The 19,928-nt window shown below is 52.7% G+C and carries 14 protein-coding genes; 11 read left to right on the forward strand and 3 right to left on the reverse strand.

The genetic code is table 11. The features are described 5' to 3' along the window. The first annotated feature begins 217 nt into the window (after window positions 1-217). From NST43_RS06655 to NST43_RS06665, 3 genes are read left to right on the forward strand one after another with little or no spacing between them, the layout of a single operon-like run. Window positions 218-2,104: a sensor histidine kinase gene (locus NST43_RS06655; RefSeq protein ID WP_339223256.1), complete on the forward strand. Its 1,887-nt coding sequence runs from the start codon at window positions 218-220 to the stop codon at window positions 2,102-2,104. 21 nt (window positions 2,105-2,125) lie between these two features. Next, window positions 2,126-3,415, forward strand: coding sequence for an extracellular solute-binding protein (locus tag NST43_RS06660; RefSeq protein ID WP_339225356.1), 1,290 nt, complete (start codon window positions 2,126-2,128; stop codon window positions 3,413-3,415). 48 nt (window positions 3,416-3,463) lie between these two features. Next, a complete protein-coding gene (locus NST43_RS06665; protein ID WP_209994167.1) occupies window positions 3,464-4,525 on the forward strand; it encodes a LacI family DNA-binding transcriptional regulator in 1,062 nt (353 codons plus the stop codon). 241 nt (window positions 4,526-4,766) lie between these two features. On the opposite strand, the gene NST43_RS06670 is transcribed toward NST43_RS06665, so the two are convergent. Continuing rightward, window positions 4,767-5,942, reverse strand: coding sequence for a glycosidase (locus NST43_RS06670; protein WP_339223258.1), 1,176 nt, complete (start codon window positions 5,940-5,942; stop codon window positions 4,767-4,769). After that, window positions 5,939-7,171 (reverse strand): AGE family epimerase/isomerase, encoded by a 1,233-nt coding sequence (locus NST43_RS06675; protein ID WP_339223259.1) that lies wholly within the window; start codon window positions 7,169-7,171, stop codon window positions 5,939-5,941. Before NST43_RS06675 ends, NST43_RS06670 begins: the two co-directional genes overlap by 4 nt. 257 nt (window positions 7,172-7,428) lie before the next feature. On the opposite strand from NST43_RS06675, the gene NST43_RS06680 reads away from it, so the two are divergent. The 7 genes from NST43_RS06680 to NST43_RS06710 all read left to right on the forward strand — a co-directional run bounded on the left by NST43_RS06680 (window position 7,429) and on the right by NST43_RS06710 (window position 17,105). Continuing rightward, the gene (locus NST43_RS06680) at window positions 7,429-8,193 is read left to right on the forward strand and encodes a response regulator (protein ID WP_339223260.1); all 765 of its coding nucleotides are present in this window, start codon (window positions 7,429-7,431) and stop codon (window positions 8,191-8,193) included. A 426-nt stretch (window positions 8,194-8,619) separates the two neighbouring features. Continuing rightward, entirely contained in the window at window positions 8,620-9,996 is a 1,377-nt protein-coding gene (locus tag NST43_RS06685; RefSeq protein WP_339225357.1) for an extracellular solute-binding protein, read from the forward strand. Between the two features lie 106 nt (window positions 9,997-10,102). Next, window positions 10,103-10,984 carry a sugar ABC transporter permease gene (locus NST43_RS06690; RefSeq protein WP_339223262.1) on the forward strand — a complete coding sequence of 294 codons (882 nt, stop codon included), beginning with the start codon at window positions 10,103-10,105 and terminating at the stop codon, window positions 10,982-10,984. Between the two features lie 4 nt (window positions 10,985-10,988). Beyond that, window positions 10,989-11,822: a carbohydrate ABC transporter permease gene (locus tag NST43_RS06695; RefSeq protein ID WP_209994171.1), complete on the forward strand. Its 834-nt coding sequence runs from the start codon at window positions 10,989-10,991 to the stop codon at window positions 11,820-11,822. Between the two features lie 67 nt (window positions 11,823-11,889). Beyond that, entirely contained in the window at window positions 11,890-12,915 is a 1,026-nt protein-coding gene (locus tag NST43_RS06700; RefSeq protein WP_339223264.1) for a glycoside hydrolase family 130 protein, read from the forward strand. A gap of 220 nt (window positions 12,916-13,135) precedes the next feature. Next, window positions 13,136-15,106: a methyl-accepting chemotaxis protein gene (locus NST43_RS06705; RefSeq protein ID WP_339223266.1), complete on the forward strand. Its 1,971-nt coding sequence runs from the start codon at window positions 13,136-13,138 to the stop codon at window positions 15,104-15,106. Window positions 15,107-15,287: 181 nt separating this feature from the next. Beyond that, window positions 15,288-17,105 (forward strand): penicillin-binding transpeptidase domain-containing protein, encoded by a 1,818-nt coding sequence (locus NST43_RS06710; protein ID WP_339223268.1) that lies wholly within the window; start codon window positions 15,288-15,290, stop codon window positions 17,103-17,105. Here the strand turns inward: NST43_RS06710 and NST43_RS06715 are convergent. Continuing rightward, window positions 17,054-18,295 carry an AI-2E family transporter gene (locus NST43_RS06715; RefSeq protein ID WP_339223269.1) on the reverse strand — a complete coding sequence of 414 codons (1,242 nt, stop codon included), beginning with the start codon at window positions 18,293-18,295 and terminating at the stop codon, window positions 17,054-17,056. The two genes, NST43_RS06710 and NST43_RS06715, sit on opposite strands and share 52 nt — an antisense overlap. A gap of 225 nt (window positions 18,296-18,520) precedes the next feature. Here NST43_RS06715 and NST43_RS06720 point away from each other — a divergent pair, with 225 nt between their 5' ends. Then, entirely contained in the window at window positions 18,521-19,891 is a 1,371-nt protein-coding gene (locus tag NST43_RS06720) for a polysaccharide deacetylase family protein (protein WP_339223271.1), read from the forward strand. Window positions 19,892-19,928 lie beyond the last annotated feature (37 nt).

Here is a 19,928-nt window from a genome sequence, read left to right on the forward strand (position 1 = left end):
GTAGTTGGTTGATGAGGAGGGGCTGGCCATACACCAGTCCTTTACTCTAGTCAGCAGTCACCGGATTTCTACCGCTATTTATATAGAAACTTATTTTCTTTTGACAGGACATCCTTCCTTGTGCATCGTTTAGCGAATACGTATAATGGTTTTGTTAGAGTTTTGTTATTGTTGTTTGCTGGATTAGTTATGGAATTTGAACCAGGGAGAAGGCCGAATGAGAGCAGCACGCAATAACAACTGGTGGTCTTATATCGAGGATATGTCCATGGAGCGCAAGCTGTTCCTGGTATTTCTGGTCATTATTACGCTCCCGCTGTCTTTCATCAGTGTGATCAGCTTCAAGAGCTATTCGGAATCTATCCAGGCGAACACGATCGCCTATTCCGAGAAGCTGATTGATCAAATGATGGATTCCATCGATGATTACATAGAAGATATGAAACGAATATCTTCAATGCCCGCCTACGTCAATGAGATCAAGCAGAACCTGATCCGCTCGAACCGCTATTATGAGCAAAAGCAGATGATGGAAGGCAAGCAGGATACGGCTCAGGTGGCTCCCGGCGATTTGGATCTCCTGCTGTCCATTCAGCGGGGCATCGAAGAGAATATTTCATTTATTAACAATATTAAGCGGGGAACCCATTCGGTCTATATTTTTGATGCCTACGGGAATGGTTATTATTCTGCCAAGGATGGGGGCGTCCGGCTGGATCTGCAGCAGAGCTACAGGTTCTGGAGCGAGCAGGTAAAGGGCTCCGGCGGAGAAGCGACCCTTCTGGGAACGCAGGCGTATACAAGCAATTTGCAGAGCACCCGTTATGCCTTTACGGTGGTGCGTCCCATTCTGGACGTGCTATGGAAGCCAGTCGGCCTGATCGCAGTGGAGGCTAACTTCAGTAATCTGGAGAATCAGGTGGCGGAGCTGGATAAGGTGACCCGGGGGAAATCGATCCTTGTGGATCAGTCGGGCAAAGTCATCTATGACAGTGAGCAGAAGCTGCTCACTGCGGATATTTCCAGGTCCTCCTTATTCCGTGCTGCGGAAGGGAGCTCCGGGAGCTTTTATGACACCGTATCCGGCAAGGACCGGCTTAATATCTATTCAAGCTCCACCAAGACGAACTGGAAGGTGATTATTTCCATACCCGTGGACGAATTGACCCGTGGAGTGAAGCTGACCCGCAATGCGACTATAGGCGCCACTCTAATCATCATTGTGCTGGCCCTGATCATCTCGCTCATTCTGTCGTTTGCCCTGACCAAGCCGCTGACCCAAATGATCCAGCTGATGAAAAAAGTGCAGGGCGGCGATCTCGATGTGACCTTCCGCATTAAACGCCGTGACGAGATTGGTCTCCTGGGGCATCAATTCAACCGTATGCTGGCCCGCATTCGTCAACTGATCCAGGATATTTACCAGATTGAGGAACAGAAGAAGGAGGCGGAGCTGCAGGCGCTTCAGAGCCAGATCAATCCGCATTTTATCTACAATACGCTTGAAACTATCCGGATGACGGCAGAGATTAATGATGATGTGGAAGCCGCTGACATGATCTCTATCCTGGGGAAGCTGCTCCGCTACAGCACCAGTGACTTGAGCGGCTGGGCAACGATGAAGCAGGAGCTGCTGTATGTGCGCAACTATGTGGAGCTGCTGGGCAGCCGGTATCCTGGCAGATTTGAGCTGACGATTGATGTTCCCGATACGCTTGACAACTATTCCATGATTAAGCTGGTTTTTCAGCCGATTATTGAGAATGCTGCGTATCACGGGCTGGATGATACCAAGACCCGGATGCATCTGAGCATCAAGTGTGAGTATACAGAGCAGAGGCTTCTGTTCCATATCCGTGATGACGGCTGCGGAATGGATCAGGTTACGCTCGATAAGCTGAGGGAGAGACTTCGGCATGAAGCCCCTCAGAAAAAGAGCATTAATGGAGGGATTGGCATGGCAAATGTGCACCAGCGCCTTCAGCTTCATTACGGTCCGGCTTATGGGATTGAGGTGTTCAGCAAGCCTGGCGAGGGTACGGATGTAATCTTGTCATTGCCGCTGCCGGGAGTTACTCCCGTAATTGAAGGGGAGACCCCTTGAGGAGGAATGGGCTTGAAACGGATGATTGTACGCTTTCCGGTGTATTCTATGCTGCTGCTCTTTCTGCTATCAACCGGCTGTGACAGCCGGAACAGCAGGGGGCTGGCCCCGGCAGCCTCTGCCGGAGATGATGCGTCTTCTGAGCTGTCCGGTACGGTCGTGATGCTGACGAACCGGATTGACCTGATTGAGAATGGAACATTTAAGGGCTATGCGGATGAATTCAGGAAGCGGTATCCTGAAGCTCATGTAGAATTTGAGGGGCTGTCCAGCTATGCCACGGATATCCTGGTCCGCTTGTCCACCAAGGATACTGGGGATGTTCTGTTGCTTCCGGTCAATCTGCCTGCGAAGGAGCTGGGGCTTTTCTTCGAGCCGCTGAGTGAGGAATTGGCGGCGCAGGAGCGGTTCACGACCTTTGCAACCTTTGACGGCAAGCGATACGGGCTGTCTACAGGCAACACCACGAGTGGAATCGTATACAACAAGAAGGCTTTTGAGCGGGCGGGAATTGAACAGGTTCCGCAGACGCTTGACGAATTCTACGCAGCCTGTGTCAAGCTGAAGCAGGCGGGCATCATCCCGCTGTATATGAATTACGGGGCCGTCTGGCCGCTGCGGGAATGGGGCAATAATCTGGTTAATTATATGACGGGGAACCCCGATTATTTGAATGATATGGTTCATGAGGACAGCCCCTGGCAGATCGGTAACGAATGGGGGCGGGCTCTGGGGATTGCCAGAACGATGATGGCCAAGGGTTATGTCGAGGAGCAGTTATTCTCCAACAGCTGGGAGATCTCCAAATCCAGACTGGCCAGAGGAGAAGCAGGTATGTATCTGCAGGGGAACTGGACCATCCGGCAGATTATGGATGCAGGCGCTTCACCGGAGGATATAGGCTTCTTCCCTTTTCCATATGACAACGGTACGGCCCATTATGCGGCACTTAATCCCGACTGGTTCATGGGGGTCAGCAGATACAGCCGCAATAAAGAGCTTGCGATGGCTTGGCTTCAGTATTTCATCACAGAAACTTCGTATGCCAAAGATTGGGGGTTTCTTCCGGCTAAGGGTTCGGACGAACCCGCTTTACAGCAATATAGTGAGTTCCTCTCCTATCATCCGAAGCTGATTGAGGCTACGGTGCAGACGGATGCGTTCATTGATCTGGCGAACCGGACGAAGCTGAGCTTCTGGTCGGGCGATTATATTCAGGATGTGCTCGCCGCACCGGATCTGCAGAAGTCCTTTGACCAGTTGAATGCGAAATGGAAGGAAGCACGTATGAGTCAGCAGTCTGCACCGTAACCACCGGACTCTGCACACTAAGCAAGATCAAATTCTGGAGGTATTGTTGTGGCCAAAAAAGTAACGATGCAAAAAATAGCCGATCATCTCGGGGTCTCCAAGTTCGTCGTATCCAAATCGCTCTCTGGCAAGGAGGGGGTCAATGAGACCACCCGGGAACGGGTGATTCAAGCCGCCTCTCAGCTGGGATATTTCACTCAAAAAAACGCCTATGTGCAAAGTCCGAAGCGCCGTTCCCTGACGGGAGAACAAGACCGCAATAAGCAATCCGTGCTGGTGCTGATGCCCAATATCCGTTCTCAGACCCAAGATTCACTATATTGGGGCAAAATCGTTGATGGCATTGCGATGGCGCTGGATCAGGAGGGGCTGGGCATGGTGATCATTTCAGAGCACCGGGCTGATAATTTCGTTAATGTCCTCAATCCGGACGGCCTGCTCGGTCTGATCGGAGTAGGGCAGATCTCCACCTCACTGCTGCTCGAAGTGCACCGGATCGGGCTCCCGCTGGTCATGATCGACCATGAGGATGCGTTAATTCCGTGTGATACTGTATTTGCGAATAACATCGATTCTATGGCACGGCTCTGCAACCACCTGATTGGTAGCGGACATACGTTATTTCACTTTGTCGGCAATATCCGTTACTCCCGCAGCTTCGGTGACCGCTGGATCGGGTTCCGCAGCGCACTGGAGGAGAGTCATCTGAAGACCCCGGCTATCGATGATGAGCTGCTGCTGGAAGGGATGTATGATGAAGCGCTCCGTGAAGAATTCAGGCTCTGGGTCGCCGCACGAAAAGAATCGGATACTCTGCCAACTGCACTCGTGTGTGCGAACGATTTCACGGCCCTGGCGATTAGTGAAGTGTTGCAGGAAGCAGGGCTAGACATTCCTGCTGATATTTCTGTGACAGGCTTTGACAATATTGAGGATTCCCTGCGGGGGGTAACTCCGCTTACAACCGTGCATGTTCCTAAGGAGGCTATGGGCCGGGCAGCTGTAGAGAAGCTGCTGAACCGAATTCAGAATCCCGCTGTACCGCTGGAGAAAATTCTGATCTCCGCAGATATCGTCCACCGGGATTCTGTAGGCAAACCCCGGGCTTGAAGCAACAAAATAACCCCAAAAAGTGGAGCTTTAGCTTAAATATAAGAATTTATATGTTGCACACGATAACTTATCCTTCTATTTCTCGCTAAAACGGTACCGTCCTCTAAAAGGACGGCAAAGCCGTTTCCACTTGCGATGATGACTCAGGCACTTTGCGGGGACCCCATAGCATATAAATTCTTTCAAAAAGAAACGGTACTGTCCTATGAAAGGACGGTACCGTTTCTGCTTGTTTGCGTTATTTCAATTGTAAATTCCGGTCGATCATAGCGATACGCTGCTGTACGCAAGCATAGGAACGAAGCGGATCTTCAGGAGTATTCATGACATAATCGAGCAGTTGGTCTACGGTGGTGGCAGCTACATGGATACGGGTATCGGAGGAAGCGTAGTAGATGAATACCTCTCCGTTGTCACGGGCGATTACACCGTTGCAGAAGACAACATTGGATACATCACCGACGCGCTCTTCGCCGTCTGGAGCAATGAAATGTCCCCCTGGGGCATGAGTCACACGGTTAGGTTCCGCAAGGTCAGACAAGAAGGCATACAGCACATAGCGCAGGCCGGCAGCTGTATTGCGGACGCCATGAGCGATGTGCAGCCAGCCGAGCGGTGTTTTGATCGGGGCCGGCCCTTGACCGTTCTTCACTTCTTTGATGGTATGGTAGTAGCGCTGGTCGATGATCGTCTCACGGGTGATAACAGCGTTCTCAATCTGCTCCGATAAGCCCCAGCCGATGCCGCCGCCGGAACCGGCGGCGATGAACCCGTCCTGCGGGCGCGTGTAGAAGGCATACTTGCCGTCAACGAATTCTGGATGCAGGACCACGTTGCGCTGTTGGGCGGAGCCGGTCTTAAGATCGGCGAGACGCTCCCAGGTCTTGAGATCCTTGGTACGGGCAATGCCGCACTGCGCAACGGCGCTGGACAAATCGCCAGGGGCAGCCTCCGGGTCCTTGCGTTCGGTGCAGAACAGGCCGTAGATCCAGCCATCCTCATGCTGTACCAGGCGCATGTCATAGACGTTGATATCCAGGTCTGCGGTCTCAGGAAGCACTACGGGGTGATCCCAGAAGCGGAAGCCGTCCACACCGCTGCTGCTCTCGGCAACGGCGAAGAAGGATTTGCGGTCATTGCCCTCCACCCGGGCAACGATGTAGAATTTGCCGTTCAGTTCAATAGCTCCGGGATTGAATACGCCGTTCACTCCGATTCTCTCTGCGAAATACGGGTTGCTCTCCTCATTGAAGTCGTAACGCCAGATCAGGGGGGCGTGCTCCGCAGTGAGCAGGGGATACTTGTAGCGGTCATAAATGCCGTTGCCGTAAGGCAGCTTCTCATTGGTGCGGCCAATCAGGGCTTCATAACGTTCAGTCAATGCCTGCTTGCGTTGTTCAAAAATGGTACTCATTGTATAGTCTCCTTTATATCTGAGGTTTCGCCAAGCCGTCTAATCATCTCGAAGCAGGCCCGGCTGTTGTGATAGGGGCATTTCCAGGCGCTGACCTTCGGTGCATGGGCCAGCGGCTGCAGGGATTCATCCACCCCCCAGTGCCATTCGCCCAGCTTAGGATCAATAATATATTTCTCTGTGAAACTCCATGAGCTCTCAGCGGCTTCCAGGAAACGCAAATCTCCAGTTAACTGATATGCATTGTAGAATCCGACCATGGCTTCAGCCTGCGGCCACCAGTCTCTGGACTCGTGGGCTTTGTCAATGAAGCCGCTTAGATCTGCCTCATTCCAGATTCCGCCGTCCGGCGCTACCCCCTCAGTCAGTGCAGCTTCGGCCATCGACAGGGTTGCCTTGCGCACGCGTTCAAGCAGGGCCTCGTCTCCAAGTACTTCCGCAGCTTCATAGAGCAGCCAGCTTCCCTCAATGTCATGGCCGAAGGAGATATGCTCTGACTTCACCTGCCACTCTTCATCCATGAACAAATGGAAGTGCTTGCCGTCCGAATCCAGGATATGCTCCAGCATGGTTTCGATTAGCTCAGCGAGCTTGCTTCTGAGTGTCTCTGACTTCCATACCCGGTACAAGCCGATGTACCCTTCCAGTACATGCAGATGTGTATTCATGGATTTTTTCTCATTCATATCCTTCGCGCTGAGACTTAGGGAATCGGTCATCTCCCACTCCCGCGATAAGGCTTCAATATACCCTTTGTGAAGAGGGTCATAACCGTATTTCTCAATCAAATGGAACAATTGGGTTGCTTGGCGCAGGACGTCGTCCCGGCCGGTGGCATGATGGTACTCAGCCAAGGCATAGATGACAAAAGCGAGTCCATAGATTTGTTTCTTGGGCTGGGATGCAGATCCGTGTTCATCTACCATCCAGAAGAAGCCGCCGAATTCGGAATCTGTGAAATTCTGAATGAGGTAATCATAGGCGCGGTCGGCCATAGCCAGATAATCTGCAGTTCCGTACACTCTGTAAGCACTTGCAAATGTCCAGAGAATCCGTGCATTCAGTACAAGGCTTTTGTCTGCACCGGGCAACACCTGCAGCTGATTATCCATTTCACCGATAAAGCCGCCATGAGTATCATCCAGGGCATGCTTCATCCAGAAGCCCAGAATATTGTGTTTCAGCTCTGCTTCCAGCCGGGTGCGCCATACTTCGGTTGCATTATTCATATTTTTTCTGTTCACTCCTTAATAGTGCTTGCTGGTGTTGGAGTTATTTTTTATAATTGTTATTATTATATTAGTATATAATGATAACGATATATAACCATGTTATAACCCTTTTCGGCCGGGAATTCAAGCGGGAATTGGATGAAGTCAATTGAAGACTATAAAAGTGGATAGGGGCACATTTTCTAATGGTTATGTAGGGTCTATAATTGTATTGATAGCGCTATCATCATAGATGAAACGACGGGGGCGATAGGGTGGTAATCCGGATCATGATTGCGGATGATGAGGAAGTGATCCGCCGCGGGCTGGAGAAGATCGCTTCCAGAATGGATGTGGAGGTCAGGGTAATCGGCTCGTACAGCAACGGGCTTGAGGCCTGGAACCATCTGCAGGAGCTAAGCCTGAAGGAGATCGATCTTCTTATTACAGATATCAAGATGCCGAGAATGGATGGATTCCAGCTGATTGAAGAGGCGAGAGGACATCTTAAGCAGCTGCCTATAGCAGTGCTGAGCGGCTTCAGTGAATTCGACTACGCCCGTAAGGCCATGCGCTTCGGTGTACTTGATTATCTGCTGAAGCCCATTGATAAGGCACAATTATATGATCTGCTCAAAAGTGTAGAAGCGACCCGGCAGACGCCTGCGGCTGCTCCCTCCGATGAAGTGCCGCATCAGCCTTCCGAAGGTGGGGAGCATTATGTAGTAGAGCAGATGAAGAGCATTCTTGAGCAGGATTACGGTCTTAATTTCGAGCTTGAGCGGCTGGCTGAGGCCGTGGGAATGAATGCGAGTTATATCAGCAGGCTGTTCAAGCATAAGACAGGGCAGACCATTACCGACTACTTGATCGGCATCCGTATTGCGGAGGCCAAGAAGATGCTTCTCCATCATCCGGACCTGAAGAATTATGAGATTGCTGACAAAGTCGGCTACAGCGATCCGGTGTATTTCAATAAGCTGTTCAAGAAGATGTGCGGCATGACTCCCAAGGAATATAAAAGCCGGTACAGATCATAAGCTTGCGTCGCACTTTACAGGAAAAGAGCCCATTGGCACTACCATTTCACTTCTTCAGGGAGTGATAGGGTAGTGTTTTTTATTAATTAGGAAATAAGATTTTCGTCCGATGTGGATAGGATGTGCGGTCATGTTGGCCGAATGTAATCGAAAAACCGACTACATTTGGCGATGTGCAGACGTTTTGTTTTTGCTTCCAATATATTTTATATAACAAAAATAACAAATTGAAGACCAGAAAAAGCAATTTAAACCATCGTTTAAAGCCGAATCAAGGTCTATAATGGCAATGTAAGCGATAACAACATGTGAATTAAGTTTATTTTTAGGATGGTTAGGGTTCTGTTTGTTGGGGGAATCATTCTGTTGTTATTTTTTTGTTATTATACTATTCCGTTCCAAATGAAGAGAGGGGTCAGAAATATGATGAAAAAAACTAAAGCAGTTACCGGGTTGACAGCGCTGACACTGATGGCCGGATTGTTCTCCGGCTGTGCATCTAACAACAATAATGCCACTAATTCCGCAGCAACAAATACAGGCGGGAACACAGGCACCGCAGCGGGGGCAACAGCCGCTCCAGGGGGAGATGCCGCCAAGGATATCAAGGGTGATATTACGGTTATTACACAGCGGACGGATATTGTAGATACCGTGTTCAAAGACTACGCCGCCAAATTCAATGAGAAATATCCAGATGTCAAAGTGAATTTCGAAGCCTTATCCACCTATGAGGATCAGATCAAAATCCGCATGAGCACCAGTGATTACGGAGATGTTCTGCTCCTGCCTACCAGCGTAGCGATCAAAGACCTGCCAGATTTCTTCGAGCCGCTGGGTAAAAAGTCTGACCTGGAGCAGCAATATACAGGCCTCGAAGAGCGGACGGTAGACGGGATTTCATACGGCATTCCGATTACGGTTAATTTCTCCGGCGTGATCTATAACAAGCAGGTCTTCAAGGATGCCGGAGTGAGCGAGATTCCAAGAACCTTTGATCAGTTCTCCGCCGCACTGAAGAGCATCAAGGAGAAGACGGATGCCGTTCCTCTCTACACGAACTATGCTGCGGGCTGGACGCTGACCCAGTGGGAAGCGGATCTGGCTACCGTTGCCGGAGACCGTGAATATGTCAACATCGGCCAGGTAGCCTCCGACGATAACTTTGTTCCAGGCCAGCCGCACTATGAGCTCTACAAGGTAATGTACGATGCAGCCAAAGACGGTCTGATTGAAGAAGACCCTACTACAACCGACTGGGAATCCTCCAAGGCAGATCTGGCGAACGGCAAAATTGGTACGATGATGCTTGGCTCCTGGGCCATCGGTCAGATCAAAGGACTGGCAGCGAACCCGGATGATGTAGGCTTCATGCCATTCCCGACCAATGCTGACAAGATCCTGGTTCCGTTGTCTGACGACTATAATCTGGGGGTTAGCATTCACAGCAAAAATAAAGAAGCCGCCAGAGCATGGGTGGACTGGTTCATTAATGAATCCGGTTATCCGACTACTGAAGGCGGAGGCATGAGCCCGGTAAAGGGAGCCGAGCTGCCTGAAATCCTCAAGCAATTTGCAGGTACAGACATCACCTTCGACACGCTTGCTCCAGCCAAAGCGGGTGAAGAGGGCTGGGTGGATGCCATTGATAAAGAGGCTGAAATCGGCTTGTGGCAGCCTGACTTCAAGAAGGTAATCATCGAAGCAGCGATTGGCAACCGGAAGCAATCCTATGATGACATTATGAAAGAACTAAATGATAAATGGAAAGCAGCCAGAGCCAAAATTGTGACTGCCAAGTAGATTAAAGATCAAAAGAAAGGGAGATGCCGGTAACGGCATAATCCCCTTCACTTTTGCAGGGATAGAAGCGGAATGATGAGCAGTAAGTTTTCAGGAGGTGTGGAGAGTGCCTAAATTGTCTAACATGAGCTATAAAAATCAACGGATTCTGATCATCTTTTTATTTTCGCTAGTACCCGTAGTTCTGCTGCTGACGTTCTCCTATTTACCTGTCTTTAAAATGTTTCAGTACAGCTTCACCAGCTGGAACGGGCTAAGCAAAAATATGGAGTATATCGGCTTTGATAACTACAAGACGATCTTTACCAAGCCGGAGTACTTCGCCGTGTTCAAGGTCAGCTTGTATTACTTTTTTGCCACCTTTATCCAGATGGGGCTGGCGCTTTATTTTGCCACGATTCTGAGCTTCAATGTCCGGCTGAAGAACTGGTTCAAGGGGATTCTGTTCTTTCCGACCTTGCTGAACGGTGTGGCGATCGGGTTCATCTTCCTGTTCTTCTTCAAGCCGGAAGGCACCCTTAATACCATTCTTGATCTGCTCGGCCTCGGGGCGCTGCAACAAAAATGGCTGCTGAATCCGCAGCTGATTAACATCTCTCTCGCTTTTGCCTCGGTATGGCGTTACATGGGGATGAACTTTATTATCTTCCTTGGTGCGATCTCCTCAATCGGCAGTGATATCTATGAAGCCTCGGAGATAGACGGGGCTAACCGCTGGCATCAGTTCCGGCATATCATCATTCCAAGCATCAAGCGTATCCTCCAGCTCAATCTGATTCTCGCGGTGAGCGGGGCCATCGGGGTGTTTGAGATTCCGTATGTCATGACCGGCGGCTCCAACGGCAGCGGCACTTTTGTCATCCAGACCGTCGATGTGGCCTTCAAATACAGCAAGCTGGGGCTGGCTTCGGCAATGGCTGTGGTCCTGCTTGGTATTGTGGTGCTGGTCACTATCCTGCAGCGCATTCTGATCAAGGAGGAGAAATAGAGCGATGCATACCTTCAAATACAACCTGGCCGCTGTGTTTAAATATATCTCCCTGGTGCTGGGCGCGCTTATGGCATTGATGCCGATTGTGGTGGTCTTCTTTGCTTCCCTGAAAACCAATGCCGAGTATGCCTCAACCGGTCCGCTGACCCTGCCGGAGAACTGGCTGAATTTCGCCAACTATACTAAAGCCTTCGTAGACGGGAACATGCTGCTCGGCTTCATGAACACGATCATTATCGTCCTTATTTCCATTGCGGGCGCTACGCTTACCGGCTCGATGATGGCTTATATTCTGGCCCGGTTCAAATTCAGAGGCAGCAAGGCGCTGATGGGGGCTTTTCTGCTGGCTACGCTGATTCCCGGAGTAACGACGCAAGTAGCAACTTTTCAGATCATCAATGCCCTGGACTTGTTCAATACCCGCTGGGCGCCGATTCTGATGTATCTGGGGACCGATATTATCGCTGTCTATATCTTCATGCAGTTCCTGGACTCGATCTCTGAGTCACTTGACGAATCGGCAATGCTGGATGGGGCCTCCTACTGGACGATCTACTGGAGAATTATTCTTCCGCTGCTGAGTCCGGCCATTGTGACGGTGATCATCGTGAAGGGCGTTAATATCTACAATGATTTCTACACCCCGTTCCTGTATATGCCCAAAAGCAGCCTGCAGGTCGTGTCCACTGCACTGTTCAAATTCAAAGGGCCTTACGGCTCCCAGTGGGAGGTCATCTGTGCCGCGATTATGATCGCGATCATTCCGACGCTGATCGCATTCGTAGCACTGCAGAAATACATCTATAACGGCTTCGCCCAAGGGTCGGTCAAATAAAGCGGCAAGCCGGGGAGCAATACACCATCGCAGCGGCTGCTGCAACTATTATTGGAGGGATTCTATTATGAGAGAAGTAAAGCTGACTGGCAGCCAGAGTCTGCCGAATATGCCTTGGCAGGACAGACCTGCCGGGAATGACCATCCGGTCTGGAGACATAGCGATAACCCGGTGATCAAGCGTAATCCGGCCAAAGGGGTCGCCCGCATCTTCAACAGCGCGGTGATCGCTTACGAGGGCAGCTTTCTGGGAGTCTTCCGCGTGGAGGATCACACGACCCGCCCCCATCTGCGGATGGGCCGCAGCGCGGACGGCCTGGATTGGGTCATTGATGAGCAGCCGATCCAATTCATAGACGAGGCAGGCCAACCGTATATGCCACGTTACGCGTATGATCCCCGTCTGGTGAAGGTGGAGGATACGTATTATATTATCTGGTGTACGGATTTCTACGGGGCGGCGATCGGCGTTGCCAAGACACAGGATTTCAAGAGCTTCGTCAGCCTGGAGAATCCGTTCCTGCCGTTCAACCGCAACGGAGTGCTGTTTCCCCGAAAAATAGGCGGCAATTTCGTCATGCTCTCCCGGCCAAGCGACAGCGGGCATACTCCGTTCGGCGATGTCTTCCTGAGCGAGAGCCCTGACTTCGTCTACTGGGGAAAGCACCGCCATGTCATGACCAAGGGTGGACAAGGCTGGTGGCAGAGCACCAAGATCGGCGGCGGACCTGCGCCCATTGAGACCTCGGAAGGCTGGCTGATGTTCTACCATGGGGTTACAGGGACCTGTAACGGCCTTGTCTATAGCATGGGGGCTGTTATTTTGGATACGGATGAGCCTTCGAGAGTGAAATACCGCTCCCGGAACTTCGTGCTGACACCAGAGGAATGGTATGAAGAAAGAGGTTTTGTCAACAATGTACTCTTCCCTTGTGCTGCGCTGAGTGACACCGATACCGGACGGATTGCCATCTATTACGGGGCTGCGGACACCTATGTTGGTGTTGCCTACACCACCGTTGATGAAATCGTTAACTACGTCATTGAGACTCATGAAGAGGTTGGCGATGATGCCGGTCCTGGTAAGATCTAAGCCTGTCCGCCACCCGACGCAATTTGCTGCATACAACAAAATCACAGCCACAGAAGAGCTGATGGTATATCATGAATAGGATCATGAATATCAAGAATACATAGAATCTGGCGGTGGTTTTTTGAGCAGTTCAACAGTTCGCAGTACCTCTATTCTTTCTCGGCTGCATCCCTCCAAGTCGCTGGGGATGCGGCTCTTTCTGGTTTTTTTCATCGCGACCATGGGAATTGTGCTGTCTCTGGGGTATATTTCCTACTCTGTGGCGAGACAAACGATTGAGAACAATGCATTGTCCGCTAATCAGCAGACCGTGGAGCAGACGGCAGAGAAGCTGGATGTGATCCTGCTGCGCTATGAAGATAATCTGGGTCAGCTGTTCTACAATGAGGATATTCAGCAAGCGGTCGCACTGGAAGGCCCAGCTGCCGCAGATCCTGCGAAGCGCACAGAACTGTCCAAGATAATTAACGGGGAGCTCGATCAATGGCTCACGGCTGTACCCGGGGTGCAGGCAGTGTATCTGGTTCCGCTGAATGAAGTCTTGCCCGCAGCCGGAGCTGGTGAAGTGGACAATGATTTCCTGGCGGCGATCCATGATGCAGCATGGTACAAGCAGTTGCAGGAGAAGCCGCAGAGCCAGTGGATTACCGAAGCGCTGAAGCAGGGAGAGGCCGCAGGAGTGGTGCGTTTCGCTAAGTCTGTAGCGGCGGAAGCGGGTCACTCCGGTTATCTGGCGGTCTGCGATATTAAGACTACAGAGCTTGACAGCCAGCTGCAAATGGTTGATCTGGGCCAGGGTTCCTATATCCAGCTGCTGACGGTCACAGATGAGCTGATCGCCTCTTCCCAGCAAGAGGAGACGGACACCTATCTGCGTCTGGGCGGCACTCTGTTCAAGGGCTTAAGCGATACATCCGGCTCTCTGCCGACCAAGGACGAGCAGGGCAAATCCATTCTTGCGGTCTACGGCACACTGCATACTTCCGGCTGGAGGCTGCTCGGAGTGGTACCCTCCGGCAATCTGACCAAGGATGCGGGACGGATTCTTAACACGACCTACATAGCGGTGGCCGCCGCTGCCGCCGTTGCCGTGCTGATTGGACTCTGGATGGTACGGATGGTCTCGCGTCCGCTGTCTCGGCTGCGGGATCTGATGGTCAAGGGGGCAGCCGGGGATCTGCGCGTACGCACCGATGTAGTCACCCGTGATGAGATCGGCCAGCTGTCCGGCTCCTTCAACCTGATGATGGAGCAGATTACAGAGCTGGTCGTCCACACCAAGGAGACCGCGCGTGAGGTTACGGAAGCGGCGGAAGCCCTTGGCAATGCCTCCCGCGACACGGCGGTGGCAGCGAAGGATATTGCCGCAGCCACGGAAGAGATTGCCGGCGGTGCAGGCAGTCTGTCACTGGAGGCGGACCGGGGTAACGAGATGACGGCTCAGATCTCGGAGAAGATGGAATCCGTTATTGCAGTAGCCCATGAGATTGGCGGAACTGCTCATAGCGTGGAGCAAGCCAGTGCAGAAGGGGTAGTCAAGCTGCAGGAGCTGCTAAGCAGAACACAAGAGACTGGCGACAGGACAGGCAAGCTGGTCCTTAAGGTGAATGAACTTAAGGATACCGCCTCATCGGTCATTCAGGTGCTGGAGGTCATGCAGAGCATTACCCAGCAGACCAATATCCTGTCGCTGAACGCTACTATTGAAGCGGCGCGGGCAGGGGAGGCGGGCAAGGGCTTCACGGTTGTCGCCGATGAAATCCGCCAGCTGGCGGAGCAGTCCAAGCGTTCCATTGCCGTGGTGGGCGAGATTACGGACCGGATCATGCGGGATATGCATGAGACGGTAGACGCCTTGTCCGAGGTTGCGCCGCTGTTCGGGGAGCAGATGGACTATGTTCAGAACACCAGTGAAATCTTCATTAGTGTACAGGGCCAGATGCATCAGCTGATTACCAGGCTGGATTCGGTATCTTCTTCGATTGACGGCCTGAACCACTCGCAGCAAGTCTTGTCAGAGACTATAGGCAATGTCAGCTCGTTCGCCGAAGAATCCTCGGCCGCCTCTGAAGAGGTAGCTTCCCTGACCGGAGAGCAGGAGAATGTAAGCGAATATCTGGTTACCCTCTCCAGTAAGCTGGAGAATGCCTCCTCCAGACTGCGGGAGCGATTATCCAAGTTCAACGTGTGAGCTGTTCATCAGCGCCGCCTTTCCCTGGAGGGAAGGCGGTTATTTTATATATTTTGGGGCCCCCGCAAAGTATCTGAGTCATCATCGAAGCTAATGCCCCACTTTGTGGGGTTATTTTGCTTTGTGAGGTGGGTATAATATTAGCCATGGTTCTGCAGCCCACTTGATGGAGGAATAGCAATTGCACAAGCTGGTTCATAAACGTATATTTTGGGGATGCCTGATCCTGTGTATGCTGCTGGCAGGCCTGATGATCAGGCTGGCCTGGGTACAGCTGCTGTTGAAGGACAGCGTAGTAAGTGGTACCCGCTACACGGTGGCTCAGATGGCCGAGCTGCAAAGTGAGCGGGAGACCGTGCTGGATAGTGGAAGAGGGCGGCTGTATGCGAAGAACGGCGAGGCGCTGGCCGGAGAGACGGTCTGGACCGCTGCGCTGTTCCCGCCGGAGGAGGAGCTTCACCGGCATCATGGTGCCGGTGAATATAACGATGACCAGCAGCTTCACCGGCTGGCGGAGATTCTTGGCGTCAGCTACAGTCAGCTGCAAGCAAGACGGCTGGGGCTGAAGGAGCCGCTGCTCTGGCCTTCCGGCCAAGGCACCGGTCCGCTGGCCCTGACTCTGCCGCAGGCCAGAGAAGTAGAGGCGCTTGCGATCGAGGGCGTCAGGGCGCTGCCTTTTGCCCGCAGATATAACGGGTCTGCCTCCGGCCGCCAGTGGCTCGGTTATCTGTCTGAAGCTTCGGGTGCTGCTATCACCCAATCCCCCACAGGGCTGAGAATTCCAAGAACCGGCACAGACGGGCTGGAGAAGACGCTGGAGCCGCTGCTGCAGGGCGTGGGGCACACGGAAGCTGTCGCCCAGGTTGATGCACGCGGCAAACGGGTTCCGGGTAGCCCGATCACCGTCAAAGCGCCGGGCAACCCCTATTATCCGCTGTCTCTATATACCACAATTGACCTGAAGCTTCAGGAGAGCATTGAGAAGCTGGCGGCGGAAGCAGGGGTGAAGGAAGGGGCGATTGTGGTCATGGACAGCCGGAGCGGTGATATCGCAGCGATGGTCTCCTTGCCGTTCTACAATCCGCAGCAGGTCTCACCGCAAGGCGGAGAATGGAACAACCGTGCTCTTCAAGCGGCCGCCCCGGGCTCCATCTTCAAAATTGTTACGGCCGCTGCCGCACTTGAAGCCGGGCTGACCACACCGGAGGAGCCCTTCTTCTGTGCAGGAGCATATGGGAAATACGGATTGTCATGTCCCCACGGCAAAGGACACGGCGCCCTTACGCTTACGCAAGGGTTCGCCGTGTCCTGTAATACTGTATTTGCTACGCTGGCTGAGCGGCTGAGCGGTGTGAAGCTCCAAGCTACTGCGCTTGCTTTGGGACTGGGCCGGAGCATCGGGTGGCAGGCGGAGAATACGCTCGGATTGCCATTGCTCCGGCCGCTGGCCGGGGAGCAGCCTGGAACCATCTTCACCACGCTACTGCCGGATGACGGAGGGGCGAGAGTTCAGACGGCGATCGGCCAGCGCGATGTGCGGATCACTCCGCTGCAGGCGGCGAATCTGGTCGTCACGCTGCTGCATGGCGGCGAGGTGAGAGCGCCGCGGATACTGGAGCGGGTTGCTTTTGCCAATGGACAGACGCTTAAGCAGCTTCCGGGACATCTGGCGCCAGCCCCGGAGGGCCGGATCGCTCCGGCCACTGCCCGTGTGCTGCTGGGCATGATGCGCAGCGTAGTCACAGAGGGCACAGGCCGGATGCTGAAGTCTTCCGCTTGGCCGCTCGCCGGCAAATCAGGCACGGCCCAGACGCTGGTGCATGGCACGCCGCGCAACAATCAATGGTTCATCGGCTATGGTCCGGTTGACCAGCCGAAATATGCGGTGTCTGTGGCGGTAGAGAACGTGGCTCCAGACAGTCCGCAGGCCGCCACCCGTCTGTTCGGTCAGGTGTTCGAGCTGTTGTCGGGGCTGGAAGGCGGATCAACCGGGGCCTGAGGGCCTGGACCGGCAGGCTCCGCATTAGACTCGGCATTCCCGATCGGACTGCTGCTTACGGGAGCGCCTGCCGTAGAGGTTCCCGAGGCCGCGAAGGGCGAGACGACGAACTCCTCCTGCGGCAGATAGATCCACTGCTGGAGATATCCCTGCTGGAGGAGCTCCTTGAGCAGAATCAGCAGAATCGGCGACAGAATGAGTCCTGCTATGCCGAACAGGGAGGAGGACAGAATCACGAAGGAGAGCATCAGGAAGGCGGAGGAGACACCGATTGAATTCCCTGTGATTTTGGGCTCCAGCAGCTGTCTAACTACCATTACTACAGCCAGCAGAACGATGAGCCCGATAGCCAGTGACGTATTGCCGACAATGAACAGATAGATGATCCAAGGGATCAGCACCGCAGGTACCCCGAGCAGCGGCAGCAGATCGACCACGGCGCAGACCAGCGCTATGGTGAGCACATTGCCCGTCTGGAGAATCAGCAGACCCGCCAGAATAATGACGAAGGTGATGCTGATCAGGATCATCTGTGCTTTGATATAAGAACCGATAGCCTTGAATACATTGCCCTGCAGGAACGCATAGGCCGTCTTGAACGTCTTCGGCAGCTTCTCGTGGGCAATTCTGCGCCAGTCCTTAATCTCCATGCTGAGGAAAAAGGCGAGAATGATCGCAACCCCGAAATTAGCCATAAAGGAAGAGAAAGAGCCAAGCACTCCGACCATATATTTGAAGAAGGCAACCATCCACTTCGAGAGAATATTGGTGGCATCCGTGAAATAACCGTTCAGCTTATCCGTCATATCGGATGGAAGCGAATCGATTTTGTGCTGAAGATAGGTCGTAGTCTCTGCGAAATGCTGCTGGACTACGTATGTATATTTGGGCAGATTATTCTGGAGGTGAATCGCCTGGGTCGTAATTAGAAGTCCGGCACCGAACAGCACGCCCAGCAGGATGACCAGGAAGAGGACCACGGAGATCGCGGAGGCGAAGGGCTTGGCCATTCCCTTGCGGTTCAGGAAGCGGGCCAGCGGCTCAATCAGCAGAAATACAAAAAAGGACAGGAACACCGGCGCAGCCAGCTGGTACAATTTGCTGAAGCCGAGCATCACTAAATATACGGTTAGAACAAGCAGTCCAATGTCGAAAAAGGTGCGCCAATATTTTTTGTACAGCGGCAGCATAGATTTAAACGACCCCTTTTATGAAGATGAATTTGTAACCGGCACTTCAACTCATTGTACACGATTTTAATAAAAAACGTCTATTTCTTTGGCAGCTGTGTTAAAATAGGAGGTAATGTTTTTTTTAAGCTGTCGCTTCTACTTACTCTACTTGGCCGTATCACTTCTATCTCTTAACAGACGTAAGGCGAGCCAAAGTCAACTCTGGAAAAGCGGTGATTGTACATGCAGACTTTGCTGCTCTGGCTATTTTATATCTCTACCTTTTATGCTTTTATTCCCGGTATGATCAGCCGTTTATTTGGTTATCGTGTCTTCCGCAAAGGAATTGGGCGTACGGATTACGGCCTGACCTTCGATGACGGGCCAGACCCGCATTATACACCGCTGCTGTTGGATTTGCTTAAGCGCTATAATGCGAAGGCGACATTCTTTGTCGTTGGCTCGCACGCGGAGCAGTATCCTGAGATTATCAAGCGGATGCATGATGAAGGGCATTTGATCGGGATTCATAATTATGTGCACAAGACGAACTGGCTGATGCGTCCCGCCACGGTGAGGAAGCAGATTGACCGGACGGGCGAGATTATCTTCTCCATTACCGGCGAACGCAGCACCTATTACCGGCCCCCTTGGGGAATCGTGAACCTGTTCGACTTCTCCAAGCGCCGTCAGGTGCAGATCGTGCTGTGGTCGGCGATGTTCGGCGACTGGAAGGAGAAGCTGGGAGCGGAAAAGCTGACCGAGAAGCTCATTGCGAAGCTCGGTCCAGGTGAGGTGCTGCTGCTGCATGACTGCGGTACGACGATGGGTGCCGATCCGAATGCACCGGAGCATATGCTGATTGCGCTGGAGCGGATGCTCGCCGAAGCCGAGCAGCGCGGACTGCGCAGCGTCCGGATTGACGAGATGATCAAGGCGGTGCAGCGCTCCCCGATCACGCATCTATCCTTCGGCAAGCGGCTGCTTGTCGGATTGTGGCTGGCGTGGGAGAAGCTCTTCCAGCTAATGTTCCAGCTCAAGACGATCACGCCTGCCGATCCGTTCCTTCATTACCGTCTGCGTAAGTATCAGGGCAATACGGTGCTGATGGACAACGGCGAGACCTTGAGCAAAGACGACAAGGTCATTGAGCTGCACATCGACAACAGGCAATTGTTCGAGCTTGGGGTTCATTCCCGTTCTCCGGCACAGCTGGCGATCCGCATGATCCGCCGGATGGAGAAGGACCTGCCGCTGCTTGCAGTGCATATTGCTGGTGATATCGAGCTGGCCGAAGCCAAGGCGCTCTACGGCGTGAGCATGATTAACCGCGGGCCGGAGAAATTCGGCTTCATGGTGGTGGATCTGCCCAGTGGCCTGTTCGCCCGCTCGACCAAATTCTATCTCAGTGTTCTGCTGAGCGTCATCCACCCCTCAGGCGGGGCGAGGCTCAAGGTGCGCAGTGAGGTGCTGGTGCCCAAGATGATGCTGATGCCCGTGTCGCAGCTGCTGAATCAGATGAACCAGCGGCGGCCACAGAAGCATGTGGAGCGGGTACACGAAGAGGAACTGACGCTTGAAGCTGAATTGCCTGGAGCAACGGTGGTTCATTGAAGACGAAGCATAAGCAGTTTACTGCACTTATATTTTT

This window comes from Paenibacillus sp. FSL H8-0332 (assembly GCF_037963835.1).
Lineage (GTDB): Bacteria > Bacillota > Bacilli > Paenibacillales > Paenibacillaceae > Paenibacillus_AQ > Paenibacillus_AQ rhizoplanae.

Excerpts from the sequence above, each read along its gene's own strand:
- NST43_RS06715 (WP_339223269.1), bottom strand. The coding sequence starts at position 18,295 with ATGCTGCCGCTGTACAAAAAATATTGGCGCACCTTTTTCGACATTGGA.
- NST43_RS06685 (WP_339225357.1), top strand. The coding sequence starts at position 8,620 with ATGAAAAAAACTAAAGCAGTTACCGGGTTGACAGCGCTGACACTGATG.
- NST43_RS06670 (WP_339223258.1), bottom strand. The coding sequence starts at position 5,942 with ATGAGTACCATTTTTGAACAACGCAAGCAGGCATTGACTGAACGTTAT.
- NST43_RS06705 (WP_339223266.1), top strand. The coding sequence starts at position 13,136 with ATGGGAATTGTGCTGTCTCTGGGGTATATTTCCTACTCTGTGGCGAGA.
- NST43_RS06695 (WP_209994171.1), top strand. The coding sequence starts at position 10,989 with ATGCATACCTTCAAATACAACCTGGCCGCTGTGTTTAAATATATCTCC.
- NST43_RS06655 (WP_339223256.1), top strand. The coding sequence starts at position 218 with ATGAGAGCAGCACGCAATAACAACTGGTGGTCTTATATCGAGGATATG.
- NST43_RS06700 (WP_339223264.1), top strand. The coding sequence starts at position 11,890 with ATGAGAGAAGTAAAGCTGACTGGCAGCCAGAGTCTGCCGAATATGCCT.
- NST43_RS06675 (WP_339223259.1), bottom strand. The coding sequence starts at position 7,171 with ATGAATAATGCAACCGAAGTATGGCGCACCCGGCTGGAAGCAGAGCTG.
- NST43_RS06720 (WP_339223271.1), top strand. The coding sequence starts at position 18,521 with ATGCAGACTTTGCTGCTCTGGCTATTTTATATCTCTACCTTTTATGCT.
- NST43_RS06660 (WP_339225356.1), top strand. The coding sequence starts at position 2,126 with ATGATTGTACGCTTTCCGGTGTATTCTATGCTGCTGCTCTTTCTGCTA.